This window comes from Streptomyces sp. NPDC032822 (assembly GCF_055578825.1).
The window spans coordinates 155541-181455 of record NZ_JBVIOL010000012.1 but is presented as its reverse complement, the minus strand read 5'-3'; the positions used below and the strand labels follow the sequence as shown (position 1 = coordinate 181455).

Annotated in this window: 21 protein-coding genes and 1 pseudogene; 11 read left to right on the top strand and 11 right to left on the bottom strand. The window is 68.8% G+C overall.

Translation table 11 applies throughout. The annotated features are described in order from the left end of the window. Nucleotides 1-174: 174 nt before the first annotated feature. The 6 genes and pseudogenes from ACZ5VD_RS30740 to ACZ5VD_RS30715 all read right to left on the bottom strand — a co-directional run bounded on the left by ACZ5VD_RS30740 (nucleotide 175) and on the right by ACZ5VD_RS30715 (nucleotide 9264). Entirely contained in the window at nucleotides 175-1755 is a 1581-nt protein-coding gene (locus tag ACZ5VD_RS30740) for an RICIN domain-containing protein (protein WP_468683970.1), read from the bottom strand. 186 nt (nucleotides 1756-1941) lie between these two features. Then, a complete protein-coding gene (locus ACZ5VD_RS30735) occupies nucleotides 1942-3300 on the bottom strand; it encodes a poly(ethylene terephthalate) hydrolase family protein (protein ID WP_468683968.1) in 1359 nt (452 codons plus the stop codon). A 102-nt stretch (nucleotides 3301-3402) separates the two neighbouring features. Further along, complete coding sequence (locus ACZ5VD_RS30730; RefSeq protein ID WP_468683967.1) at nucleotides 3403-4458, bottom strand: glycoside hydrolase family 5 protein; 1056 nt, start codon at nucleotides 4456-4458, stop codon at nucleotides 3403-3405. Between the two features lie 234 nt (nucleotides 4459-4692). Further along, nucleotides 4693-5406 (bottom strand): annotated as a pseudogene (locus ACZ5VD_RS30725) (SGNH/GDSL hydrolase family protein); the annotation flags it as partial. A gap of 1603 nt (nucleotides 5407-7009) precedes the next feature. After that, entirely contained in the window at nucleotides 7010-8236 is a 1227-nt protein-coding gene (locus ACZ5VD_RS30720) for a lactonase family protein (protein ID WP_468683965.1), read from the bottom strand. Between the two features lie 257 nt (nucleotides 8237-8493). After that, on the bottom strand, nucleotides 8494-9264 hold the full coding sequence (locus ACZ5VD_RS30715; RefSeq protein ID WP_468683964.1) for an SDR family NAD(P)-dependent oxidoreductase: 771 nt from the start codon (nucleotides 9262-9264) through the stop codon (nucleotides 8494-8496). 515 nt (nucleotides 9265-9779) lie between these two features. Between ACZ5VD_RS30715 and ACZ5VD_RS30710 the strand changes: the two genes are divergently transcribed. From ACZ5VD_RS30710 to ACZ5VD_RS30690, 5 genes are all read left to right on the top strand, one after another. Continuing rightward, a complete protein-coding gene (locus ACZ5VD_RS30710; protein WP_468683963.1) occupies nucleotides 9780-10142 on the top strand; it encodes a fumarylacetoacetate hydrolase family protein in 363 nt (120 codons plus the stop codon). A gap of 87 nt (nucleotides 10143-10229) precedes the next feature. Then, nucleotides 10230-10973, top strand: a complete 744-nt coding sequence (locus ACZ5VD_RS30705; protein ID WP_468683961.1) for a methyltransferase domain-containing protein — start codon at nucleotides 10230-10232, stop codon at nucleotides 10971-10973. A 96-nt stretch (nucleotides 10974-11069) separates the two neighbouring features. Beyond that, nucleotides 11070-12059, top strand: coding sequence for a hypothetical protein (locus tag ACZ5VD_RS30700; protein ID WP_468683960.1), 990 nt, complete (start codon nucleotides 11070-11072; stop codon nucleotides 12057-12059). Next, nucleotides 12059-13162: an alcohol dehydrogenase catalytic domain-containing protein gene (locus tag ACZ5VD_RS30695; protein ID WP_468683959.1), complete on the top strand. Its 1104-nt coding sequence runs from the start codon at nucleotides 12059-12061 to the stop codon at nucleotides 13160-13162. The genes ACZ5VD_RS30700 and ACZ5VD_RS30695 overlap by 1 nt, the downstream gene beginning before the upstream one ends. A gap of 406 nt (nucleotides 13163-13568) precedes the next feature. After that, entirely contained in the window at nucleotides 13569-13715 is a 147-nt protein-coding gene (locus tag ACZ5VD_RS30690) for a hypothetical protein (protein ID WP_468554050.1), read from the top strand. 262 nt (nucleotides 13716-13977) lie between these two features. On the opposite strand, the gene ACZ5VD_RS30685 is transcribed toward ACZ5VD_RS30690, so the two are convergent. The 3 genes from ACZ5VD_RS30685 to ACZ5VD_RS30675 form a co-directional block, all read right to left on the bottom strand. Next, nucleotides 13978-14607: a TetR/AcrR family transcriptional regulator gene (locus ACZ5VD_RS30685; RefSeq protein ID WP_468683958.1), complete on the bottom strand. Its 630-nt coding sequence runs from the start codon at nucleotides 14605-14607 to the stop codon at nucleotides 13978-13980. Nucleotides 14608-14794: 187 nt separating this feature from the next. Continuing rightward, on the bottom strand, nucleotides 14795-15256 hold the full coding sequence (locus tag ACZ5VD_RS30680; RefSeq protein WP_468554048.1) for a MarR family winged helix-turn-helix transcriptional regulator: 462 nt from the start codon (nucleotides 15254-15256) through the stop codon (nucleotides 14795-14797). A 146-nt stretch (nucleotides 15257-15402) separates the two neighbouring features. Next, a complete protein-coding gene (locus ACZ5VD_RS30675; protein ID WP_468554047.1) occupies nucleotides 15403-16398 on the bottom strand; it encodes an ABC transporter permease in 996 nt (331 codons plus the stop codon). A gap of 219 nt (nucleotides 16399-16617) precedes the next feature. Between ACZ5VD_RS30675 and ACZ5VD_RS30670 the strand changes: the two genes are divergently transcribed. The 6 genes from ACZ5VD_RS30670 (at nucleotide 16618) to ACZ5VD_RS30645 (ending at nucleotide 23677) form a co-directional block, all read left to right on the top strand. Beyond that, nucleotides 16618-17010, top strand: coding sequence for a MarR family winged helix-turn-helix transcriptional regulator (locus ACZ5VD_RS30670; RefSeq protein WP_468554046.1), 393 nt, complete (start codon nucleotides 16618-16620; stop codon nucleotides 17008-17010). Nucleotides 17011-17393: 383 nt separating this feature from the next. Continuing rightward, nucleotides 17394-18929: an aldehyde dehydrogenase family protein gene (locus tag ACZ5VD_RS30665; RefSeq protein WP_468554045.1), complete on the top strand. Its 1536-nt coding sequence runs from the start codon at nucleotides 17394-17396 to the stop codon at nucleotides 18927-18929. 406 nt (nucleotides 18930-19335) lie between these two features. Further along, nucleotides 19336-20418 (top strand): amidohydrolase family protein, encoded by a 1083-nt coding sequence (locus ACZ5VD_RS30660; RefSeq protein WP_468554044.1) that lies wholly within the window; start codon nucleotides 19336-19338, stop codon nucleotides 20416-20418. A gap of 80 nt (nucleotides 20419-20498) precedes the next feature. Further along, entirely contained in the window at nucleotides 20499-21419 is a 921-nt protein-coding gene (locus tag ACZ5VD_RS30655; protein ID WP_468554043.1) for an NADP-dependent oxidoreductase, read from the top strand. A 79-nt stretch (nucleotides 21420-21498) separates the two neighbouring features. Next, complete coding sequence (locus ACZ5VD_RS30650; RefSeq protein WP_468683955.1) at nucleotides 21499-23004, top strand: aldehyde dehydrogenase family protein; 1506 nt, start codon at nucleotides 21499-21501, stop codon at nucleotides 23002-23004. Between the two features lie 265 nt (nucleotides 23005-23269). Next, a complete protein-coding gene (locus tag ACZ5VD_RS30645) occupies nucleotides 23270-23677 on the top strand; it encodes a PNPOx family protein (RefSeq protein ID WP_468683953.1) in 408 nt (135 codons plus the stop codon). A 159-nt stretch (nucleotides 23678-23836) separates the two neighbouring features. Here the strand turns inward: ACZ5VD_RS30645 and ACZ5VD_RS30640 are convergent, their stop codons facing one another. Beyond that, nucleotides 23837-24718 carry a helix-turn-helix domain-containing protein gene (locus ACZ5VD_RS30640; RefSeq protein WP_468683952.1) on the bottom strand — a complete coding sequence of 294 codons (882 nt, stop codon included), beginning with the start codon at nucleotides 24716-24718 and terminating at the stop codon, nucleotides 23837-23839. Nucleotides 24719-24727: 9 nt separating this feature from the next. Further along, a complete protein-coding gene (locus tag ACZ5VD_RS30635) occupies nucleotides 24728-25552 on the bottom strand; it encodes an alpha/beta fold hydrolase (RefSeq protein ID WP_468683951.1) in 825 nt (274 codons plus the stop codon). Between the last annotated feature and the right edge of the window lie 363 nt (nucleotides 25553-25915).

Genomic DNA, 25915 nt, shown 5'->3' with positions numbered 1-25915 from the left:
CGGCCCGGGCGGTCCTGGAACCGCCCGGGCCTGTGCGCGAAGGCGCAGCAGCTGTCCGGCACCGCACCTGAGGCAAGGATGCAGATCCTTCCGCCGCCGGGGCGGCTTCGCGCACGGATCACCGCTCCTCGCAGCCTTCGGTGAACACGGCGGGCGTCGGTCACCAGGGATCGGTCAGACGCGGGTCCACTTCTGGTTGGCTGCGGCGCCGCAGTCCCAGATCTGGACCTTGGTGCCGTTGGCGGTCGCACCGCCGACGACGTCGAGGCACTTACCGGAGTGGACGGCCGTGATGGTGCCGTCGGCATTGAGGCGGAACTGCTGGTTGGACTGGCCGTTGCAGTCCCAGATGTTCACGGCGGTGCCGTTGGCGGTGGCGGCGCCGACCACATCCAGGCACTTGGCGCCGCCGTAGACCCGCAGCTCGCCCGCACTGGTGCTGGTGAACCGCTGGTTGGTCTGGCCGTTGCAGTCCCAGATCTCAGCGAGGGTCCCGTTGGACTGGGAGGCGCCGGTGATGTCCAGACAGCGGCCTGAGCTCTGGCCCTTCAGTGCGTAGGTGCTGCTGCCGGGCGGCGTCCCGCCGCCGGAGACCACGTACATCGCGGCGCCGTGGGCGGGGACGGAGGCGCTGATGGAGCCGCTGGTCGTGCTGGTGGTGTGCGCCCACAGGTCGCGTACCGAGTAACCGGAGGCCGAGCCGAGGCCGATCTGGGTGGCGGACGTGGAGACGGTGGCCGTGCCGCTGCCGCGGTTGAGGAGGACCACCGCGACCGAGCCGTTGGCCATCGGCTTGGTCCACACCTCGGTGTTGCCGTTGTCGACGATGCGGTTGCCCTGTCGGCCGCCCCAGTCCTGGTTGACCCCGATGACCTCGGTGTTGGTCAGGATCGACCGGGTGGCGGCGCTCATGGTGCGCAGGTCGTTGCCCGCGATCAGAGGGGCGTTCAGCAACGCCCAGAGACTGAAGTGGGCTCGGGACTCGGTGTCGGACAGGCCGTTGCCCACTTCCAGCATGTCCGGGTCGTTCCAGGCACCGGGGCGGGAGTAGCCGGCCCAGCCGGGCTGGGCGTCCAGGATGCCCATCACGGAGTTCCAGTTGGCCTGGATGTCGCCGGTGTTGCGCCAGGAGTTGCCGGTGGCGGGGCCCCAGGTGCCGACCTGGTCGTTGCCCCAGTTGCAGAGGGCGAACAGGATGGGGCGGCCTGTCCTGGCGAGCGCGTCGCGCATGGCGGTGTAGCGGTCCTGGCCGCTGCGGCCCTGGTGGTCACCACAGTTGTCGTACTTGAGATAGTCGATGCCCCAGGACGCCCACAGGTTGGCGTCCCGCTGCTCGTTGCCGAGGCTGGCGGGGTAACCGGCGCAGGTGGTCAGGCCGGCCGACGAGTAGATGCCGAGCTTGAGTCCCTTGCCGTGCACGTAGTCGGCGACTGCCTTCATGCCGCTGGGGAACTTGGCGGGGTCCGGGACCAGGTTGCCGTTGACGTCACGGTTCCGTGTCGACCAGCAGTCGTCGATGTTGACGTACTGGTAGCCGGCCGCGGCCATACCGCTGGAGACCATCGCGTCGGCGGTCTCCCGAATCAGACGGTCACTCACGTTGCAGCCGAAGCTGTTCCAGTCGTTCCAGCCCAACTGAGGGGTACGGGCAAGGCCGTTGTCGAGTGCCAGGGCCTGGGGAGCGGGTATGAGGGCGAGAGGTACCGCGGCGGCGACCAGGGCCGCGGACAGGACCGTGCGGATGAGTCTGAGCATGGGTTCTCCTCGATCGGTCGTGTGTGTCCGAGGGCGTCGAGCGTGGGCCCGATCCCGATGTGCGCGGAGGGCCGATGGCGTCCCCGATCGTGCTGTGGTCCGCGCTGACCGGCAGGTCGAACCGGGTGTTGGTGCCGAAGGGCTACGGCGTCGGTTCGATGCCTCGGAAGCCGGGTTCAGTCCTCGTCATTGAAGGATCCAGCGCTGGGTGGACGTGCCGTTGCAGGTCACCAGGACGCTCTGGGCCCCGTTTCCGGAGCCGTTCGTGTCCAGGCACAGGCCGGACGGGACGCTGGTGATGGTGCCGTTGGCGTTGACGTTCCAGCGCTGGTTCTGGCCGTGCTGACAGTCCCAGACGATGACCCGTGTGCCGGGGGAGGTCCCCGACGCCTGGGCGTCCAGGCACTTGCTGCCGTACACGCGCAGTTCCCCGGCGCCGGTGTGCGCCCACTTCTGGTTGACGTTGCCCGAGCAGTCCCACAGCTGGACCTGGGTGCCGTTGCTCTGCGACGCGTTCGGTACGTCCAGACAGCGCCCGGAGCCGGAGCCGACGATCTGCCCGCCACCGGGCGGAGTGGTCGTGCCGCCGGGCGGCACGTAGGGGCACTTGGTCTGAGACCGTGAGATCCCGCTGCTGTCCGCCAGCGACGGGCAAAGGAACTGGGTGTAGCGGGTGTCGTTGTCGAGGAAGATCTTGAGCCAGGGGATCGTACGGCGCGTCACATCAGAGTTCCCCCAGGTGGGGAAGGCGTGGCCGCCGCTGGTGAGCTCGATGTACGCGCTCTGCGTGGTGGCCGGCATGCCGCCGTAGAGCCCGCCCAGGTAGGAGGGGGTGACCGTGCCGTCGTCCCGTGCGCCCATGATCATCGTGGGTACGCGCAGGCTGGACAGATTCTGTGAGGGCGAGAAGGGCGCGAGCGGCAGGGCTGCCTTCAGCGACGGCCGGCGTTCGGCTGCGCTGATGGCGCCGCCACCGCCCATGGAATGGCCGAGCACGCCCAGCCGGTTGGGGTCGACCCGGTCGCGCACCGGGCTGTTCCGGGTGAGGTAGTCCAGTGCGGCGAGCAGCTGGGTGCCGCGGGCGGTGTCGTAGTCGTTGGGGCTGTTGGTGTCGATGCCGATGACGACGAACCCGAAGGACGCGAGCCACGGCCCCATCCACGCGCCTTCGGCAGCCCACCGGGCGGTATAGCCGGGCACGGCCGCGACCGCGCCCCACGTACCCAGCGAGGTGTCCGTCGGGTAGTAGATCTTCCCGCCGTTGAAGCCGTTGCCGGCTGGCACGGTCACCTCCGCGGTCGCGAACGTGCCCCGCTGGGCCGCGACACTGCTCACCGTGGGAGCCGGGCCCCGCTCGTACGGGTTGGCCGCGGCCGACGACGGTCGCGCCGACGCCGGCTGGATCGCCACCAGTGCGGCGATCAGACCGGTCACGGCCGCGACCACGGCCGCCTTCAACGTGACCGTCCTGCTCCTCCTGCCGGATCTCGTGAGGAGGGTGGTGGCGTCGCCGGACGCCGGGACATCGGTGATGCTCCAGTGCATCGTCCTGTTCCTCCATGCCTTGGCCGTGGTGACGGGGAGCGCGCTGAACTGGTCGGATGGTTTACATATGGCACGTGCATGACAGGTATGGGTCGAGTGGCGTCAGCGGTGGAGCTGGGGAAGGGCCGGGGGAGCGGTGCCCGTGGCGCCCGCGGAGTAGACCGCGGCCTCCTTCGAGGTGGCGGCTATGCCGTTCGTTCCGTTGATGAGACGCCGGCCCCAACTGGTGAGCTGGTTGGGGTCGAACCCGGTGACCAGGTCCAGGTACTGCACATCACTGCTGTTGCCGCTCCACGACCAGCCCAGGTAGCCGAGGCGAAGCCGCTGGGCGGCGGCCAGGATGGCGTCCTCGTCGGGATCGCCGTCGGAGTGGATGTGGCCGAACTCCCCGACCACGACGGGGAGTTTCGCGGCCACGAAACGGTTCAGGTAGTCGTTGACCTTCGCGGCCGTGTTGAAGACCCCGTACATGTGGACCGAGAACACCGTGTTGCGGTCCGGGTCGGCGGCGAACACCGACGCGGCGTTGTCGCGCATCGTGAACGCCCAGTCCTGGCCCCAGTTGGGCGCGTCCACCATCAGCGTGTGGTTGAACCCGGCGCTGCGCAGCTTCTGGACGGCGGCCTTGGTGTCGGCCGTCCATCTGATGTAGTTGCTGTTCCCGTACGGCTCGTTGCCGATGTTGACGATGACGTACTTCTCCTGGCCGGTGAGGGCGCTCTTGATGCTGATCCAGTAGTCGGCGGCGCGGGAGAGGGTGGTCGCGCCGCTCTGGTCGCCGTAGCCCGTGGTGTCGTGGACTTCCAGGACGCAGATGAGCCGGTTCTGCTTGCACTGGGCGACGACGTTGGCCACGTCGGCGGCGTTGTTGCGTGTCCAGCGGTCACCGCTGGCGAGGACGACGCGGACGGTGTTGGCGCCCTTGGCCTTGATGTGGGAGAGGGAGCTGATCTGGTTCGGATACCAGGTGTGGGCGTGGTTGACGCCCCGCATCACGAAGTCGTTGCCCGAGGCTTCCAGCAGTCTGCCGTTCTGCACGCGGAAGCCGGTGGGCGCGGCCTGGGCCGGGGTGGCGAGGCCGAGCAGGGGGACGAGGAGACCCAGGAGAGCCGCCAGGACGGCGGCCGGTCGTGAGGTGGTTCGCGTGCGGAATCTCATGGTGGCGGCTCCAAGACGGGAAGGACCGAGTGCTCAGGAGGCGGTGGCTCCTGCCGTGCGGTTGACAGCGATGGCGAGGGTGACGGCGACGGTGCGGGCGCCGGCCGTGACGTGTGACGCAGACCTGCTGTCCCTCGTCCTTTCGCCTGATGGCCTCCTTTCGGAGGGCGAGGGCCCCGAGGGCGGCCGGGGAGGCGGGGGCACCGTTGTCCGGGACGCTCGACGCACCTTTCACAGGAGAGCGGCGAGGGTGGGATACCAGCGGGCGGCGATCTTCGTGTTGCCGGAGGCGGACGGGTGCACTCCGTCGTAGGTGTCACCCGAGGTGCTGAATCCAGTCCACTGGTCGACCACGGTCACCGGGGAGCGGCTGGTGCTCGTCGCCCGGACCCAGGCGGGGATCCTCGCATTCAGGTCGACCACTCGCTGGGCACAGCCGGTGCAGTTGGTGGGGTTCATCGGGATGATCTGTGCGACGAGGATCTTCATGTTCGGGTTCGACGCCCGCATCTGGGTCACCAGCTTGGTGTAGGCGCTGAGGATGCGGTCGGGCGCGATGCTGCTCCAGACGTCGTTCGTGCCGAAGTGCATGGCAACGATGTCGGGACGGGTGGCCGAGAGCCGGGCGGGGAGCAGGTTCTGGTTCGCCACGGTGGTCACGAGCTCACCGCCGTGACCTTCGTTGTCGCCGTCGAACGCCTGAGGGCAGCCCTGCTGGTTGAGGGTGCCGACGAAATCGATGTTCGAGTGACCGGCACTGCGCAGTCGGTTCCACAGCACCGCCCGCCAGCAGCCGGGCGACCCGGTGATCGAGTCACCCAGCGGCATGATGCGTACGGGAGCGACCGCGGGGGCTGCGGCGACCGCGGGCGCGAGGGTCACGCCGAGGGCGAGCAGAAGCAGGGTCAGAAGGATCCGGAAGAACGGTAAGGGCGGGGTGCTGCGCATGTCAGTCCCTTCCTGCGTGAGGGCTCTGAGAGAGGTGACCGCCCGCCTCGCCGCCGACGTGGCTGTCCGCGTCGGCGCGCCTGGTTCGTGCCCATCACCGGTCAGGTGTGGGGGGTCAGGCGGTGCAGACGCCAGGGCGAGGCGAAGTGGACTTGTTGTTCCCCAAGGCAACACCCAGGGTGCGGTGGGGTGTCGGCGGTGTTCTGCCGGGCCGGCGCGGTACTTGGGTGTCGCGTAGCCGCGTGGTGACGTGTGACGGTCAGTGCGACGGTGGTGATGCAGCCGAGCAGTCATCCTCGGGAATCCGGAGCGTTGCTCTTTGCGGTGGTGGTGCGATGCCGAGGCGTGCGTCGGTCACGATGGCCTCCGATGCGTGGGGGGTGCCGAGCGGACCGGTGTTCCTGAGGACCGGAAGGTGATCATTCACTCGGACGAGCATGGGAACGCTCCCACGGAGCGTAGGAAGGTGCCGAGGGACCGTCAAGGATTCTGCCGAAACTTGGTGTTCGGCCATGCTTGAATTCGTCACCTCGGTCGTATGCGCTGATTGCCGGTCACTCGCGGCTGGGTAATCCGAGTGATGCGTCGACTATTGAACGATCCCGTTGGTGATACGCCAGAGTTGCTGGTTCATGTCTACGCGTGACACTTTCCTGTTTCAACCCGTTGAGTCGGTGAATACGCACAACACTCGTAACCAGCTGCGGCGGTTCTGCCTGACGACCGGGCTGTCGGCCGGGCAAGGGATACCGCGTCACCGTCGTTGGGCCGCGCACATTCGTCGGCCCCGCCAGCAGGCCGACCGGCGCTCGCTGCGGCATCAATGGGGTCGCCGCGGTAGACAAGAAAGCCAAGACCGCGTGAATGTCGAACAAGTTCGACTACGCGTTCGGTGTGGGAACTCCGTCGGCGTGCGGGCCCCACCCGCCGCCCGGAGCAATATGAGCTGCTCCGGGCGTTGTCAGTCGGCGACTTCGTGCGTCAGGCGCCACACTTCGAAGCGTTGATCTTCACTGTGTTCGCCGAGGAACTATGCACCGGTGATGTCGCGGTGGCCGGTTCCGAAGGAGTATGCGGACTGGTTCGAGCTGCTGCTGACTGCATGCGCGGTCGAGGCCGGCACCGAGCCTGTCGTGCGGGGCGGCAGCGGGCCTTCGCCCGTGACGGGGTGAGCCGTCGAACGTAGTCGGGTGGCGTGGGCCGGCCCGACCCGAGGAATGCGTGTACTGGAGGACACCTAGCGGCCGATGGACTGGCCGCTCGGGCAGTGTCATGACGCCCATAGGCGGTTCAACCCACCGTGAAGGAAAGGTAGTTGGGGTCTACTTGCCCGCGGCCGTGGAAGACCTTCGCGTCTGCCTCATGCCGGAGAGATACGTGGACTTGGCGATCGGGCCCCGGTCCACCAGTGCGTTGGTGAAGTGCCCTGACCGGGCTCACCGGTCCGGTTCCAGCGGGTGTTCCGGTCGGCCAGGCGCGTCAGGCCCCTGACTTCTTGACCGCGGGAGCGGTGACTGTCTTCGCGCATCGCGGTTTCGCGTCCGAACGGGTCGGCCCGCCCTGGAGAGAGATCTCCAGGGCACCGGGCCGCAGCAGCCGGCTCCTACACCGCGGCTATGCCCTCCATGCCGGATTCGGCGAAGGGGGGCAGTCCGGTGGCTGTGGTGACTTTGGTGAGGGATCCGTTCCTGCCGATGCGGAAGCCGTCGACGGTGCCGGAGGTCCCGTTCTGCACGTAGAGGAATTTCTCGTCCTGCGTCACCGCCAGGTCGATGACGCCCTGGGACATGGCTGACGGAGGGGTGGCGATGCCGACCTCGTTGGTGAGCGCCAGCCGGCCGTGCCGGTCGGTGCGGTAGCCGGTGACGGTTGAGTTGCCGGTGTTGCCGCCGTAGAAGAAGTCGCCGGCGCGCTCCAGCCAACACAGGGTGTTCTGACCGTTGGCCAGGGGCTTTTGGACGACCTTGAGGCCGCCGTCGGCGAGCACCTTGTACGTACTGACCGTTGACTTCTCGGCTTCGGCGACCAGCATCCGGCCCGCCTTGTCGAAGGTGATCGCGAACGGTACGCCGCCGGCCGAGTCATTGACCTTCGCCCGGTGTGCGGGGCGTCCGTCGCGCCGCATCGGGAACACCTCGATGGTGTTGGCGGACTTCGTGGTGACGACCAGCTCACGGCCGCCCGGCGTGAACGCGACCTGACCCGGCGAGCTGGTGAACAGCGGCACCTTGTCGTTCTTCAGCCCTAGCGAGCGATATGAACCGCCCAGCGCCTTGAGCCCGTTGGCTGTGATCTTGAAGCCCTGGATGCTGCCCGCGCCTCCCGCGTTCATGACGTAGGCGAGGTCGCCGGCCACCGTGATGGACGCGGGGAAGTCCCCGCCCGAGCGCACCACCCGACGGTCCGTCAGTTTCTGCCCTTCGACCCGGAACGAGGTCACGGTGCCGCTGCCCGCGTTGACCGCCAGCAGCAGATGCGAGCCGCGGTCGTAGACGAGTGAGCCCTGAGAGGCGAGGGAGTCGGTGGGTGCGTCGACCTGGTCCCCTCCCTTGCCGCCGGTTGCGTAGGTGCCTGAGGCGGTCAGCTTTCCGTCCTCGCCGCGCTTGAAGACGTGGATGGTGTTTCCGGCGAGCTCGTTGCCCTGGACGAAGACGGCGTGGTCGGCTCCCGCCTTGGCGCTCTTCGTCGTCGCGCCTTCGTGCGTGCGGGGGACCTCGTCTGCAGAGGCGATGGTCATGGTGGTGGCGACCGCCGCCGACGCGAGGATCCCGGCCCCGGCGATGGCCATCCGGACCTGAGACTTCGACCTGCGCTTGGTATGCCTGCTCACGTCTGACTCCTCGCTACCTCGCCGTCACCTCTGGTCGGTGACGTGCAGAGCCAGCGTTGCCCGTGGGGCGGGTGGGATGAGGGTGTTTCGGTCCCGCGTCAGCCTCTCGTAAGAACTTCCGCTTCGGACAGGCCACATGGAAAGGAGCGCCGACCGGGTAGGGGAGCCGCACGGAGAGCGGTCGAGCGTCATGAGGCCCCCTCTGGTGAGGAGGGCCGGGACTGTGGGATGCCCCCGCCAGGCCTACGCCGGCTGCGCTATCTGGAGGCCAGGCGCCGGAGGACCGCTGAGGAGACCGCGGTGGGCAGGACGCTCAGGGTGCGAACCAAGGCGGTTGTCGGCCACGGGAAGTACGCCTGCGCCGGTTCCCTCTCCAGCGCACGTATGACATGGCGGGCCGCGCGCTCCGTGCTGACCTGGAAGGGTTTGGGCAGGCTGTCGGCGCTGACCCGGTCGGTCATCACGAAGCCGGGGTGGATGCTGGTGAACCTGATGCCCTTGGGCGCCAGTTCGACGCGCGCGGCGTCGATGAGCGTGCGTGCGGCCGCCTTTGCGGCGGAGTAGGGGCCTTGGCGGGGGGTGCCCATGAGCCCTGCGAGGGAGTTGGTGTGTGCGATCAGGCCGCCGTGCGGCTGGTCTCCCATCTGCGCGATCAGCGGGATGAGGTAGTTGACGACGACGTCGTAGTTCAGTGCCATGATCCGTGACACGTCTGCCACGGTGACCTCGTCCATCGACATGTCCGGTCCCTGGCCGGCGTTGAGCAGGGCGACGTCGATCGAGCCGTACTCGGCGACGGCGGTCGCCACCACGTCGGCGGCCGCCTGCCGGTCCAGGGCGTCGGCGGGGATGTCCAGGCAGGCACTGCCGGCCGCCCGTACATCCTTGGCCAGGGCTGCCAGTTCGGGGGCCCGTCGTGCGGTGACGACCAGACGGTTGCCACCATGGCCGAGCCCGCGCGCGACCTCCGCACCGATCCCTGAGGAGGCGCCGACGATCAGGACGGTCCTGCCGGTGATGCTTGCCATGGTCTTCCTTCTGTTCTTGGCGCCCTGTGGAGAACCATGATCGCCCGCGTTTCGCGGAGTGAGCTGGTTCTGCATGGTGGACTTCCCGAAGGACGGGGGACGGCTGCCGCCCTGTCATACCTCCCGCGCCCGCCCCGCATGCTGACACACCGCGAAGGGGATCCGACCCCCACGGCACTGCGTCGCCTGCGGCCATCACGCGCACGCCGACACAGGGCTCGCAGTGACCGCGTCGACGGCGTGGCGACGGTGGTCGGCGAAGAGACTGAAGGCGGTCTCGGTGTCACGGGCACGCAGGACGGTGACGAGTTCGCGGTGTTCCTCGGGGGCGCGGGTCAGGTAGCCCTCGGTGCTTCGGGTGATCGGTGGGTGGGACCACCTTTGGCCCCAACTCTTGAACGCGGGTCAGAGTTGCGCGTGCATGCCGTTGTACGGAAGAGCTGGAAAAATACAAGACTTCTGACCGATCGTGTGCGGTGCTACGCTCATCTCGGGTTCAAGAGACTGGGAACGTTATGGTGACTCCTGCTGGTCAAGGCGATGTCGGGAGCCACTGCCTGGCTCCGGTTGCCGGCTGTCACCACGACCTCGAACAGGCGAGATTCCGGTCACGCTCGACGAATTCACCGACCCCGAAGACCTGCGCCTGCGCACCAGGGTCGATGGCGAGCTGCGCCAGGACGCACACACCACTCATCCCGTCTGTTCCCGCGCTCGTCTTCCATCTGTCCCGGCAGACGCCCCGTGAACCCGGTGACGTGATCAGCACCGAAGCCCCGGTCGGCGTCGGCCACAGGCAGGGACTCTTCCTGCGGTCCGGCACCGAGGTGCGCATCGAGATCGAAGGCGCAGGCGCCCTTGCCGACACCTGCGCCTGATCGACCGGGCGCGTCGGGACGGCGTTCCGGCCGGAGGAACGGCGCCCTCATCACACGATTCCGGCATGCTACGGAGGACTTGACGACATGAGTACAGAAACCAAGAACAGCTTCGGCGGCGGAGACCCGTGGGAGTACATCCAGCCGTGGGACGAGGAGCGTTTCGGTCCGGACGTCCACGACGTCGACCAGCGGGTGAAATGGGAAATGGCCATGGCCATCGCCGGTGGCCTGCCCTACATCTGGCAGGAACTGGCCCGGCCGATCTCCGAGATCGTCTACGGTCTCCTCGAACTCCGAGCCGGAGACCGGGTTCTGCTCATCGGTGAGGGCATCGCTCCCGCCGGCTGGGTCGAGGACATGCGGGCCCTGGTAGGGCCGGAGGGTGTCATCGACACCGTGGAGATCATCAAGGACGGACGAAACGCCGTCCTGGGCAAGGTCCCCGGCCGCAACGGCCAGGTCGGCTGCTGGCGCTGGTCGTACACGGACTCGGTGGACGACGAGGCATACGACTGTGTCGCCGTGCTGCAGGCGACTCAGCACTGTGACGACTGGCACGATACGGCTGCGGACCTGCTGCGGGTGATGAAGCCCGGCCGCCGCATCGTGCTGGCCGAAGCGGTCTTGAAGGGATCGACGTTCTACTCCCGTATCGACTCCGACGTCCACCTTCGGCAGTGGTTCGACAAACTCTTTGGGCACGTCCCCGCGGACGACATTCCCTACTACTCCGGAGAGCAGATCCGTGAGGCGTTCGGGGACCAGGTCGACAGCCCTCAGGTGCTGGAATGGAAGGGCATCGAGATGTACTGGGGCCGAAAGAGGTGACCCCTGCCACGGGCGCCCGGCAACAGGCCGCGGCACACGTTCCCTCCCCGTCACCCGCTTCGATCCACCCTTTCACCCAAGGACAAGGAGGGCCCCGTGAGTGTCGTTGAAGACGTCATGGTCTTGGGCTCCGACCATCCGTTGCGCAGTATCGTCCGCGACGAGCACCTGCTTCTCTCGCCGCCGCATCCCCCGAAGGTGCCCGTCAAGCTGTGGGCGGAGCACCCGCCGCTGACCGTGGTGCACTACCCGCAGCAGTACGAGCCGGAGGCGTTCGCCCCGCCGCGCGGCGTCTTCGAGAACGACGAGATCCGCGTCGAGTGGCAGAAGCTCCACGGCCGGCAGCCGTTCTACCACCGCAACTGCGACGTCGACGAGATCTCCTACCAGATCGGCGGCGAGCGGACGCTGATGTCCGAGCTCGGCGTGATCGAGTTCCAGCCCGGCGAGTTCTCCCGTATCCCGCGCGGCGTCGCTCACGACAACCACTGCCGCGAGGACAGCCACCTGCTGTTCTACATCCCCGCCCCGGTCACCGAGCTGGCGCCGGCCCGGCGGGAGTCCGCGGCCATGTTCCCGCCGTTCCCCGGCTGGCAGCCCGGTCAGGCCAACGAGGCGATCACTCAGTGCATGGCCGCGCTCGGCCATGACATCACCGTGTTCGGGGTCGACGAACAGGTCCTGCTGGAGCAGGTGCACCAGGAGGACCGGCGGATGGCGGTGCTGCGGGCCGACCCCGGTCAGGACGTCACCTGGCTGTATGCGACGGACCGCATCCGCCTCGGCATGGTCACCACACTTCCTGGTGGGCAGCGCCGCTACCGGCGCACCCTCGACGCCGACGAGATCCAGTACCAGGCCCATGGCCACCGCACGCTGATCACCCAGCGGGGCGTCGTCGACCTTGAGCCGGGCGACTTCGTGCGCATCCCGCTCGGCATCTCCCACGCCAGCGACGTGACCGAGCCCGGCGACTACGTACGTCTTCTCTCGCACCAGGAACTGCCCCAGGTCGCCCAGACCACGCGTACGGCGGATGCCTACGCCGCCGAACGGTTCCCGAGCCTTGCCGTGGAGGTCCGCTGATGGCCACGATGCTCGCCCTGCGAGCGCGCCAGGGCGCCGAAGCACTCGTCCTGGAGGAGGTGCCCGTTCCCGAGCCAGGTCCCCTCGACGTGGTCGTGAAGGTTGCCTCCGCCGGCCTGGCGCCGGGCATCATGCGCCTGCTTCGGATGGGGGCGCTCAAGCATCTGCCCACCACACTCGGCCACGAGGCCGCAGGCGTCATCTCCGCCGTGGGCCGGGACGTCACGGGCCACGCGGTCGGAGACCGGGCGCGGGTGCACCCCTTGCTGAACTGCCGTGAGTGCGACTACTGCCGTACCGACCGGGACATGATGTGTGCCCAGCAGGCCATGATCGGCCACGCCGCTTTCGGCGATGCCTCGATGCCGCTGTACGAGCAGTACCACGACGGCGGACTCGCGGAGTACATCCGTGTCCCGCACTGGCTGATCGATTCCCTGCCGGACTCCGTCGGCTTCGACGTCGCGGCCAAGGTCCAGGATCTGGCCAACGCCGTGCGCGCACTCAAGTGCGCCGAACTTCCCGAACAGGCCACTCTCGTGGTCACCGCCGCGACCGGGACCATGGGAACCGCGACGGTCAAACTCGCGGAGCACTTCGGGGTCGCCCGTCTGATCCTCGTCGGCCGCGACGCCGAGCGTCTCCAGCGCGTCACCGGGCTCGCCGGCGGCATACCGGCCAGTGTCGTCGCACTCGACGAACTGCCGGAGGACTGGTCGACCGACGGCACTCTCACGCGTCGGCTGCGCGAACTGGCACCCGAGGGAGCTCATGCCGTCATCGACTTCATTCCGGAGGGTCCTGCCCTCGGTCAGAGCATGGCCGGCATGGCCACCGGCGGCACACTCGTGCACATGGGCGGCAACTCCACCCCGCTGTCGTTGCCCCCCATCGCGCTGATGATGCATTGCTGGCGCTTTGTCACCACGCGCGCCTACACCCGCCAGGACGCAACGGACGTCCTGCGCCTGCTCGCGACGGGAGCCCTTGCCGCCGACGAACTCATCACCCATCGGTTCCCGCTCACCGAGGCACTCAAGGCCATGGACGCGATACAGCAACGGGCCGACGACCCCATGTGGATGACCGTGATCAACCCCTGACCCGACGCGCGAGCGCGTCACGGTTCCGCGGAGCAGCTCCTGCTCGCGGTGATCACGGTGAGCGGGGCGGCCGGGCTCTGCGGCAGGTACGTGCTGGAGGCCGGCCGCGCTGCAAGCTGCCTTCCGGGTCCGGTCCGTGGCGCACGGCCCGGCAGCGCGGGAACGCGTGGCTGTCCTGGGCGTGGACGACATCGTCGAGGCCGACCTGGAGAAACCGGACACCGTCCGTCAGGCGCGTGAAGGTGCTTACCGAGCAAGAACACGACTCGGCGACCTATGAACTCGCAGAACCCGCGCTGACGTCGGCCGGGGCGGTGCGCTTGGCCGGGTGTGCACGAGGAGTGGATCTGGGGGCGAGGAGGGTGGGCTGGGCGGACGTAGCGCTCGCGCCGGCAGTGGCGACTCCGTGTCCCGGGCCTTGGACAGGCGCGCCATGTGGCAGGACTACGACCGGAATGGTCTGCGTGGCAACAGCAACGTCCTGCGGATGCTCCTCGGCCGTGAACCCGCGTCCATCGAGGAAACGGCCACCGCGTTCGCCGCGCGAGGCTGAGCGGCCTCGACGCAGTCGCGGGGTGTCTGCCCAGGCGCAGGGGTGACACCCCGCGCAGGGACTGCAACGGAGGACAACCGCGGAGCCGACGACTGCTCGGTGGGCGGCAGCACGGTGACCTGCGGCGTGACGCCGTCCAGCGCATGCGTCAGCTCTCCGCGGGCGAGCGGTCGGCGGTCACCGCCAAGTCGGGTGCGTACTCCCGCCGGGTGCGGTGCGGCGGACGTGGGCGGCAGCGGCCGAGCCCCGGGTGCCTACGTGTTCAACCGCGCGGTGAGCTGACGGGCTGGAGGCCATGGAGGATGGTGTCGACGATCTGTTCGGGCAGGCCATCGGGGAGGTCGGGGTCGTCGCGTACGAACGCGCGGAGCAGCAGCGGGCTGACGAACAAGTCGATGGTCAGTTCCAGGTCGATGCCCGTACGGAGTTCTCCGTTCAGCTGGCCGCGCCGGAGAATCTCCAGTCCGAGGTCGCGCCGGGGAGCGATCACGCCGGAGTGGTAGGCGGCCCATATCTTCGGGCTGCTTCTCATCTGGGCGTGTGCGTTGTGCAGGATGGCCGACGACCGGCCGGCCAGGCTGCGTTGACGCAGTGACTCCAGCAGAACGACCAGGTCGTCCCGCATCGACGTACCGGGGAGTTCGCGCTCGGAGGGCTCGGCGGCGCGGATGACGTCGACGAAGAGGTCCTCCTTGTCGCTCCAGCGGCGGTAGATGGCCGCCTTGCCGACGCCGGCCGTGCGAGCGATGCGGTCGACGGAGAGATCGGCCAACGGGACGCCGTCCTCAAGAAGGATCAACACCGCTTCCAGGATGGCCTGTTCCACGGCCGCGCTGCGAGGACGACCGCGGGTGGAACCGTACGACGGCGGACGGCTCTCGGCATGTCTCATGGCACTCCGGCCTTTCGTTCGCGGCGCACCGGTGAACGTCGCGCGGTCCGCGTGGTGACTCCGCCGCCGGAGCAGCACTCACCTGCGCCTGGTGACCCGTGTCCCGCTCAGCCTTTCCACGTCTCTTCCTGTCTCGTCCCCATGCCGAGCGTCGGATCCGGAAGTGGCATCCGCTGGACGGCCAGGGCTAGTTCGGCGAGCGAGTGTCGACGGCGAGGGCGTCGGGGTTCAGTTCCTCGACCAAACGGTAGAGCAGACGGTGAATGGCGTCCTTGTCATCGGGGGAGAGCGGCGAGGTCGTCGCCTGTTCGATCCGCCTCGCGATGGACGCGGCACGAGCGGCCGTCGCGCCTCCCTCGGCCGTCGCGAACAGGCGCATGCTGCGGCGGCTGGTCGGATGGGGCTCCCGTCGCAGCAGTCCTCGCTCGACGAGCTGGCTCACCGCGGCTCCCATGGACTGGGCCGTGATGCCGGAGCGGCGCGCGATCTCCGCCGCGGACACCCCCGGCGTCCAGAGGACCTGCTGCAGAGCGTTGTGCTGTGCCAATGTGAGATCCTCCGCGCGCAGCGCCCGCTCCAGTCGTCCGGCGATGATCTGGGAGAACTGCCAGGCGAGGTATCCGGTGGTGGGAAACGCGGCGTCGGTCACGGCCGCAGTCTACGAGAGTGAGATGTGCCGCTCGCGAGCGTGTCACCGGCCGGTGGAGCTGGGGCTGTCGTGTCACGGACCCTGGGCGGATGCCGCTGTGCCGTCCCACGGGCGACAGGGGGAACCGTGCTCGGCAGGCCGGCGGGTCAGCCGGCGGCTGCGCGACGTGGTCCGCGGGCATCAAGCCAGAAGAGCACCACGGCGGCGACGAGGATCCACGCCACCAGGACGACGACGCCCGCGGTGAGACCGTCGTTGTTGAAGTGGGACAGGCCCTGGACGGCGCGTACGCCGACTCCCACCGGGAGGATCTCAGAGAGCGGATGCAGCCAGCCCGGCAGGTAGGCGGTGGGCAGCGTGCCACCGCTCGTACTGTTGCCGAAGGTCAGCAGGACCACGGCGGCCAGTGACATCCCGGCGCGGCCGAAGAGGCGCATGAACATCATGGTCGCGCTGCCGATGGCCGCGGCCATCAGTGCGATGACCCCCGCGATGCCCAGGAAGGGGCCCGGCAGCGCGGAGAAACCCAGGCTGCCGGCCATCGCCGCCACGAGGACGCCGGCGAGAACGCTGAAGGAGGCCAGGCTGACAAGCCTCCACCGGTACTCCAGTCTCGGAGCCATCTGGTAGGTCATCATGCCGAACAGGAATCCGGCCAGTACGACGCCGAACCCGGCGTAGAACACCGACATACCGCGGGTGTCGCCGGCCGAGGCCGGCACGACGTCCTGCACGGTCAACCGGTCTCCGCCGGCCTTGGCGACACCGGAGAAGGCGCCGGTGACCGTCGAGGTCACCGAAGGGCCGTTGGCTCCGGCGTACAGCAGCTGCGCGGACCTGCCGGGGCCGGCGACATAGGCGGCGTACACCTTGCGGTCCTGCAGTGCGTGGCGGGCCGCATTCGCGTCGGGGTAGCGCTTCACCTCGAAGCCGCCGGGCAGCCCGAGTTCCAGCCCTCCGGTGATCTGTGCGAGCCGTTGGGTCGTGCCGACCACGGCGACCGGTAGGTCATGAGGCCGCGGCGCGTGAAACGCGGCCAGGAACACGCTGACGAAGATCGAGCCGATGGCCAGCACGATCGCGACGGGAAGCAGAACCCCCTTCATCCCGGTGGCGCCCTGCGGCGCCGGAGCGGTGTCCATCGCGTGGTGATGAGGCGCAGGGCGCGGCTCGGCGGAAGTGGTCGGTGACGTGGACATAGGGGTGGCCCTCTTGTCTCTCTTTGTAAGGTACCTTCTAAGGTGGCTTATATTTGTACCATAGAAGTATCAGGCACCTTACGTTTGGAGTTGCTGATGGGGCGCCCTGACACACATCCCTCGACGCGTATGGGCTACCTGGCGTGGCAGGTGGTGCACGTGATGGGAACGCGTCTTGAGAGAGCGCTGCGCTCGCTCAACCTCACGGCCGCCCAGCACAACGCCCTGCAGCACGTCGTCTGGACCCCGGGCATCTCCGCGGCGGAAATCGCGCGCCGGACCGGCTTCACTCCCCAGTCCATGGGTGCCGCCGTCAACGCGCTGGTCGACCGCGGCCTGCTGGCTCGCCGCGAACACCCTTCGAGCCGCAGGACCGTACAGCTGACCATCACCGACGGCGGCGCGAAACTCGCCGAGCGGGCGCGGGGTGTGGTGGAACGTCTCGACGAGGAGGCGCTCGCGGTCCTCGCCCCCGCCGAGCGGGAACTCGTGCACTCCCTGCTGCTCCGCATGCTGGTCGACCTCCACCCCGATGCCTTGCCGACGGCTCGATGACCATCCGCACGCTCTGGTCTTCCCGGCCGCCGTCAGCCGTGTGCCTGTCTCATCCCTCGGCGTGCCGGTCCGGGCGGTCCGGATCGATCGAGGAGGTCTACCGCCATCACGGTCTCGTCGCGAACGGCGTTATCCGTGTCTCCCTTGACTCGACCGCCCGGTAGACAACAACCTTGCCAACTATCAAACGCTTAACATCAGCCACCTTCTTGATAACTTAGAGATTGCTGAGGCCTTCGAGGCATCGCTGAAGTCATTCACGTCGGCGCGCGCACCTGCTGTCACGCAGGGGTCTTCACCGCGCCGAAGACCGCGTCCTCGCCTGCCGTCACCCTCGGGGTGCTGCTCCGGCGCAGGCGGTCGTAACAAAGTGGGAGAAACCCGTGACCAACAACACTCCGACGATCACGCGTGATGGAGTCCTTGGACAGGACGGGAGCGAGGTGGTCACCGTCGATCAGGCCACCGGGGCCGAGTTCGCCCGGTATGCCGTGGCGGGCAAGGAGGAGGCGGCCGCGGCTGTCGCTGCCGCCCGCTCGGTCGCCGGAGCCTGGTGGGACCTTGGATTCGAGGGCCGCGCTCAGCGGCTGCACGCGTGGCGGCGCGAGATGGCCGTGGGCGGTGAGGAGGCGGCCGCCCTCATCCACGCCGAGAACGGCAAGCCCCTCGACGAAGCCCGTGTGGAGGTGCTCGGGATTCTGGAGCACGTGCAGTTCGCCGTCGAGAACGCCGAGCGGGTGCTGGGACGCCGTGAGCTTCCGGGCAGCGCCACCGTGCCCAACCAGCGTGCGTGGGTCGAGTACCAGCCCTACGGCGTCGTCGGTGTCATCGGCCCGTGGAACTTCCCGCTGCTCACACCCGGGGCCATCCTGATCGAGGCGATCGCGGCAGGAAACGCCGCCATCCTCAAGCCCAGCCAGATCACCCCCGGCATCGGAGAGTGGCTCGTCAGGGCCTGGCAGCGTGCGGCCCCCGACTTCCCGAACATCCTGCAGTGCCTCAACGGGTTCGGTGCCACGGGCCAGGCGCTCATCGAGTCCGGCCTGAACAAACTCGCCTTCACCGGCAGCGTCGCCACGGGCAAGACAGTGGCGGCCCAGTGCGCACAGACCCTGACCCCCGTGCTGCTGGAACTCGGCGGGAAGGACGGTGTCATCGTGGCCGAGGACGCGGACCTCGACGAAGCCGCCAAGCACATCGTGTGGGGCGCCATGCAGAACACCGGACACGGCTGCATCAGTCTCGAAGTGGCCTATGTCGTCGAGTCGGTGCACGACGCGTTCGTCGAAAAGATCAGCGCCCTCGCCCAGCAGGTCCGTGTCGGCAGCGACGAGGACGCGGAGATCGGGCCGGTTCCCCTGCCCACCCAGATCCCGATCATTCGCGAGCACATCCAGGATGCTCTCGATCGCGGAGCGACTGCCACGGTCGGTGGCGTCGAGGCCGTCGGGGAGCGCTACGTCAACCCCACCATCCTCGTCGGCGTGAGCCCCGACGCCCTGGCGGTGACCGAGGAGACGTTCGGGCCCACGCTCGCGGTCGTCAAGGTCACCGACACCGAGGAGGCCATCGCTCACGTCAACGACGGCCGGTACGGACTGGGCAGTGCGGTCTTCAGTCGCGACCGCGGCGAAGCCATCGCCCGTCAACTCCGCGTCGGAATGACCAGCATCAACGACGCCCTGGTTTTCTCCATCAACCCCGCGGTGCCCTTCGGCGGTCGCGGCGACAGCGGATACGGGCGCAAGCAGGGTGAGGAAGGGCTCCGGGAGTTCGCCTACCCGCACTCCTTCACCGCCAAGACCGGCCCCGCCCAGTTCTCGGCCACCACCTTCGGCAGGCCCGCGGGCGCGATGGCGGGAGCCCTCGCCGGCGTACGCAACAGGATCCTGGCGGAGGACGGCCAGAAGACCGACTGACCGCCGGCCGACGGGCAGAGGCGAACGGCCCGGCCGAGCCCGGCCGGCACTGCTCCCGTCACGAGACCGGCCATGGACCGGAGATCGGCACCGGGTCGGAGTCGGCGCGCCCTTTCGGGGCCGGTCGCCGGAGGCGGCCGGCCGATTCCGCCGGCCGACGCGCACTGACCGACGCCATGCCCAGGCGCCCGCGGCTCGGAGGGCCTTCGGACCACTGAGGAATGCCGCGCACCTTCGCGGAGCGCAACAAGACCGGCAGGTCCCCGGCAGCCACCCGCGCGATCACCGAAGAGGAGTGGACATGTCCGACGACCGTCCCTTTCAAGTCGTGCCCCTGTCCGCCGAGCCGCCCGCCGACGCCACCCGGCGAAGATTCATCGCAGGGACTGCCGCCGCAGGGGCCGCGGTGGCCGGCGACCTGGTCGCAGGGGCGCCCGCGCCGGCAGCCGAGACCGCGCCCGGCAACCGTGTCTCCACGACGGCCGGCGGAGCGAAGGGCCATCGGAATACCAAGAAGGAGAAGAAGATGCGCATCGTGGCCGTGGAAGAGGCGTTCTCCATTCCTGGAGCCATCCGCCAGGAGGCAGCGATCCGTCAGCGTATGGACGTGCCGGAGGCGATCAAGCAGGAGTGGTTCCGGCGCCTGGAGGATCTGACCGACCTGCGCCTGGCGGACATGGACGCCAACGGCGTCGATGTCCAGGTCCTGTCGTACTCCACGCCGGGCCTTGAAGTGATCGAGGATCCGGTGGAGGCGGTGGCCGTCGCGCGGCGGGTCAACAACGCTCTGGCGAGGGCGGTGGCTGGTCATCCGAAGCGGTTCGCGGGCTTCGCGGCCCTTCCGTTGCAGGATCCGAAGGCTGCGGTCGTGGAGCTGCGCCGGGCGGTGGAGGAGCTCGGGCTCAAGGGCGTGCTGCACAACGACCATGTGCGGGGGCATTACCTCGACGAGCCGCAGTTCAGGCCGGTATGGGCCGAGCTGGAGCGCCTCGGCGTGCCCCTGTATCTGCATCCGGCTTTCATTCCGGCCGACAACTGGCGTGTCTTCGACGGGTATTTCGTGCTGCTCGGGCCGTCCTGGGGGTGGACCGCGACGACGGGTGCCCATGCGCTCCGGCTGATCTACGGCGGAGTGTTCGACGAGTTCCCGCGCGCCACGTTGATGCTGGGGCACATGGGCGAGCTGCTGCCGTTCCAGATGGCCCGGCTCGACAGCCGCTACGACCAGGTACCCGGCGAGCGCAGGGTGCAGCACCTGCCCTCGTACTACCTGCGGAACAACATGTACGTCACCACCAGCGGAGTCATGTCGCATGCCGCGCTGCTGGGAGCTGTCCATGCCGTGGGCGTGGACCGGGTGCTGTTCTCCATCGACTACCCGTTCGAGTCCAGTGCCGAGGCGGTGAAGTTCCTGCGCTCCGCACCGTACGCGCCGGCCGACCTCGCGAGCATCGCGCACGGCAACGCCGACCGCGTTCTGGGGCTGTGACCGACCGACAGCCCGGGTAGTCCCGCTGTCTCTGGACAGTCCCCGCTCTCTTCCCCCGCAGTGCGATCAGAGGAGACACCATGCCAAAAGCAGTGCGATTCACGGAGTACGGGGGCATCGACGTACTGAACGTGGTCGACGTCGAACGGCGCACACCCGGTAGACGTCAGGTCCTTGTCAAGGTGGTGGCCGCCGGCATCAACCCGGGCGAGGCCGTCATCCGGCAGGGGTTCTTCCACGACAGGTTTCCGGCGACGTTCCCCTCGGGCCAGGGCAGTGACCTCGCCGGGATCGTCGACGAACTCGGCGCGGGAGTGAGCGGGTTCGCCGTCGGCGACGAGGTGATCGGCTTCACCAACCAGCGGGCCAGTCACGCCGAGTACGTGATCGTGGAGGAGGATCAGCTCACCCACCGACCGGCAGGCGTCCCATGGGAGCAGGCCGGTGCGCTCTTCATCGCCGGAGCCACGGCGTACGCGGCGGTCCACGCCGTCAACGTCGAGCGCGGCGAGACGGTCGTCGTCTCCGGGGCCGCCGGCGGGGTCGGCTCCCTCGTCGTACAACTCGCGCGGCACGCCGGCGCCACCGTCATCGGTCTGGCGAGTGAGCCCCACCACGCCTGGCTCGCCCGGCACGGAGCGATCCCCCTGACCTACGGAGAAGGCGTCGGCGAGCGCATCCGCGCCGCGGCCGACGGCACGATCGACGCCTTCGTCGACACCTTCGGCGCCCCGTACATCGAACTGGCGCTGGAACTGGGCGTACCCGGTGAACGGATCAACACGATCATCGACTTCGCGGGTGCGGCGAAGCACGGCACCAAAGCGGACGGCTGCGCGGCGGTGGAAGGCGCCGACGTCCTGAGGGAACTCGCCGTGCTGATCGCCGACGGCGACCTGGAGATCCCCATCGCCCGCGTCTACCCGCTCGACGAAGTCCGAGACGCCTTCCGAGAGCTGGAACGCCGACACACGAACGGCAAGATCGTTCTCAGGCCCTGAGAGGCCGACATCGACCGGCGGCCGCCGCGGCTTGCGAGCGAGTCGTCACACCCAGCGCGCCCCTGAACGGAGCAAGACCATGGCAACAACGTCACCACCCGAAGACGCGATCCGCCGCACTCGGTGGTCGTCCGAGGACGCCGCCGACCGATTCACCGTCGACAACCCCGCGACCGGCGTGCCCCTGGCCGTCGTGCAGGGCGCCGGCGACAAGGAAGTCGGCCAGGCCGTCGCGGCGGCCTACGACGCGCACTTCTCCTGGAAGGCCCGCACCGCCCGCGAGCGCGGCAGCTGGCTGCGGAAGATCGCCCAGGCGATACGCGAGCACGCCGACGAGATCGCGGCCCTGGAGTGCAGCGACAACGGCAAACCCCTGTCCCAGGCGCGCAACGGGGACGTGAACGCGGCGATCGGGCTCTTCGACTTCTTCGCCAGCCTGTGCGACTCCATGCCCGGCCAGGCCCACGACGGCGGAAGCCTGCTGGACATCACGGTGCTCGAACCCTACGGCGTCATCGCCGCGATCGTGCCGTTCAACTGGCCGCCGATCCACACCGCCAGCAAGCTGGCCCCGGCGCTGGCCGTCGGCAACGCGGTGGTGATCAAGCCGCCGGAGCAGGCCCCGCTGTCGGCCATGCGCATGGTCGAGATCATCCAGTCCGTCCTGCCCGACGACGTGGTGCACATCCTTCCCGGCACCGGCCCCGTCGGATCGCAGCTCGCCGGTCACCCGCTCGTCGGGAAGATCTCGTTCACCGGATCGCCCACCACCGGCGTCTCGGTCATCAAGACCGCGGCCGACAACCTGACCCCGACCCTGATGGAGCTCGGAGGCAAGGACCCGTTCATCATCTTCGAGGACGCGGACCTCGACCTCGCGCTGCCGTGGGCCATCGAGGGCGGCCTCTACAACCAGGGCGAGGCCTGCACCTCGGCATCCCGCGTCCTGGTCCACGTCGACGTCTACGACGAGGTCGCGCGCCGCTACGGCGAGGCGGTGAAGCGGCTGCGCGTCGGCAACGGCGCCGACCCCGGCACACACATCGGACCGATGGTGTCCGCCGCCCAGCGCAAGCGGGTGCTGGACTACATCGACATCGGCGTCCGGGAGGGTGCCACGATCGCCGCGCAGGCGCCGCTCCCCGACGACCCGGAGCTGGCAGGCGGCTTCTACGTCGCACCGACGCTGTTCACCGGCGTCCGCCCGGACATGCGCATCGCCCAGGAGGAGATCTTCGGTCCGGTCATCTCGATGATCCCCTTCCGTGACGAGGACGAGGCCGTCAGGATCGCCAACGGCACCGACTTCGGCCTGGTTGCCGCAGTGTTCACACCGGATTCCGAGCGCGCCCTGCGAGTCAGCCGCGCCCTGCACACCGGGTTCGTCTTCGTGAACAACTACAACCGCAATTTCACGGGCACGCCGTTCGGTGGTGTCGGTGCGAGCGGCTACGGCCGGGAGACCTCGGCGCAAACCCTGGAGGAGTACGGCTACAGCAAGAACATCCGTCTGCTCTCCGGGAGGGGCGAGCTCCCCCGCTGGGCACCCTCCCTCGAAGTCACCGTAGCTCCTGAGCGCAAGTAGGGGACCAGGGGAAGACTCCGCTCCCGGGTGGCCTGTTCGTCACCCGCGGTGCGGGGCGCCACGACGGCAGGCCTCGCCTCCCGCCACCGGTCTGCTGCGAACTGGCGGCCGAGCCGGATCGCCTGAGGAACCTCCAGGGGCCCCGTAGCAAGTCTCTCGACAGGCGTCACCGACAGCAGGCTCGTGCGAGCCGCGACAGCTGGTCGTCCCGCGCAGCCCGGCGATCTCCGGAACAGGTTCCGGGGAGTCGGAGGAAACCAACGATATGGAGATCGACATGAGTAGGTTCAACGCGCAGGAAGTCGGCTACCTGCAGGAACACCTCCTTGGGCGACTCGCCACGACGGGCAAGTCCGCCAAGCCGCACGTGGTGCCCATCAGGTATCACTTCGATCCTGAGCACGAGGTGATCAAGATCGGGGGGCGCTCGCTGGAAGGACGCGGCCAGGAGCGACTGTACATTCGTCACCTCAAGGTCAACCCGCAGGCGGCATTGGTGGTCGACGACGTACCGGATCCGCAGGCGTGGCAGCCGCGCGGGATCCTGATCAAGGGAACGACCGTCCTGCACACGGTGGGTGGCGAGGTGCTGGGGCCGGGGTTCGGTCCCCACTGGATCGAGGTGGTACCCGACTTCGTCACGTCCTGGGGCATTGACAGCCCTGCCCTGTAGCCACCCTTCCCGACTGGGCCTGAGTACGGAACCGCGGAGTAGGGGGTGTCCTTTGACAGCCAAGTCAGTCCGGTGCGATGCCCTGACCTGGGGCGACTAGGGTGGATGTCAAAGGACAGCTGTCGGTCGGGAGCACAGTGAGCGCCGCGGCCGGGCGGTTCAGCGCCGGCCGGAACCGCGTGCGCCATCTGCCACGGGCCTCCCTGCCCGCCAGGAGTCCGGCCACGCGACGTCGTCGATCGCCAGCCACGGCGCGGCGCCGACTGCAGTCGGCGTGAGCCCCGTAAACGCCTTCACTTCGCGGTGCAGATGGGACTGGTCGACGTAACCGCTCTCGGCCGCGACACCGGCGGGAGGGACACCCGCCGCGAGCAGATGGGCCGCATGGTCGAACCGCACCAGCTGGGCGGCCCGCTTGGGGGTGACGCCGAGCTGCGCCCGGAAACGCGCCCACAGACGCTTGCGGCTCCAGCCGACATCGTCCGCCAGGCCGTCGATACGCATCCGGCCCCTGCCGGCGACCGTCCGCCTCCAGACGTGGACGACCTCCGGATCGACCCGCAGGCCGTCCCCGATCCGCCGGCGGACGGCGTCCGCCGCCATCGTGAACCGCTCGTCCCACGATCCGGCTGTACGCAGCCGCTCCTCGAAGCGCCCGGCGTCGCGGCCCCAGACGTCCGCCAAGGACTCCACGCTCCCGCTGCCCCCGGCCGGCGGGCCGAGCACTGCGGCCGCCACACCCGGCTGCAGCCGGATCTGCAGGCACTCGCCCACCAGGCCGGACGCCCGCAGCTCCCCAGGGGCCAGGCCGATCACGACACTGCCGCGTCCGTGCCGCCCCTGCGTGTCGTAGACCAGGCCGTCATCGTCGCTCAGATCGATGAGCAGGGTGACGGACGGATGCGCGACCATCGCGATGTCGACGGGCGCGGGGACACGGTGGCGGAATCCGGCCATGCTGATGCCCGGCAGCCGGTCCGAAGGCTCCGGTACTGCGATGTCAACGCCCGACCACGCGGGTGGCACGCCCTGCGACAACACCGCTCCAGTCTAGGCCGGGCCTGCCGGCGGGGTTTCGGCGCACAGGGTCGCGAAGTCCAGCAGCAGTCGGCCCACCGGCTCGGGCGCTTCCAGCATGGGTATGTGCCCAACGCCCGGCAGCATCTCGACCCGCACGCCCGGCACGACGTCGTACTGGCGCGCCGACGCCGGATCCCACCGGGGATCGGCGGCGCCGAAGACCACGAGCACCGGGAGCCCGAGGACGGCGAGCCGCTCGGGCACGGACTGCTCGGCGAGGTACACGGTGTTCTCGCGCAGTACCTTGCGGAACACGCGGTACGTGGTGCTTCGCACGTCGGCGACCATGCCGGGCGGAATGGGCGCAGGCCCGGCGAGCGTGGCGCCGATGCCTTTGCGGATCATCGCATCCGAACGCCGCCACCACAGCAGCGGTCCGAAGGGCGGTGCCAGCATCACGCGGAGGACGGCAGGCTGCGGCAGGAGCGCGTCGAGGTGCGGGCCGGTGCTGATCATCGCCAGCGAACCCACCAGATCGGGGCGCTGCTCCGCGAGCGCGGTGGCGACGTATCCGCCACTGGAGTGGCCGGCCACGGTGACGGCGCGCAGCCCGAGTTCGTCGAGCAGCGCCGCCACGCGGCCCGCCTGCGCCGGAACGTCGTAGGACGTGGCGCGCGGGGACTGACCGCAGCCCGGGAGGTCTATCCGGACGACATGATGACGGGCGGCGAGGGCCGGGACCACCGGCCCCCAGGAGGCGCTCGAGGCTCCGGATCCGTGGATGAGCAGCAGTGGCGGCGCGTCCCGCGGTCCGTCACGGTCCACATGCATCGGCTGTGCGTCGTGGGCGTTCATAGAGCGATGGTGCGGGGGCGGCGGCTGCCGGTCTTGTACGAATGTCGCCAACGGCCCGCGGCGGGCCCGCCGCGCATCTGGATGTCAACGATTCTGCTCGTGCTGGCGCTGCCCGAGTGTCCGGGTGTGCATCCTTTCTCCATCCGGTGTTGTTCTTGGTGCTGGATATCGGGTCGATCGTGCAGTCGAGCCTCTTCGCCCGGTCGGCCCGAACGGTGGCCGGACGAGTCCAAGAACGGGCGGCGCACTCGACATCCATGGATTCGAGCCGTCCTGCGGCTCTCGGACTGCAGAGCCGGAGGACGGCTGTGGCGATCTCCTTACCGCTGGGTGGCTGCGGAGCGCGACCGAGGCGCGGACCGC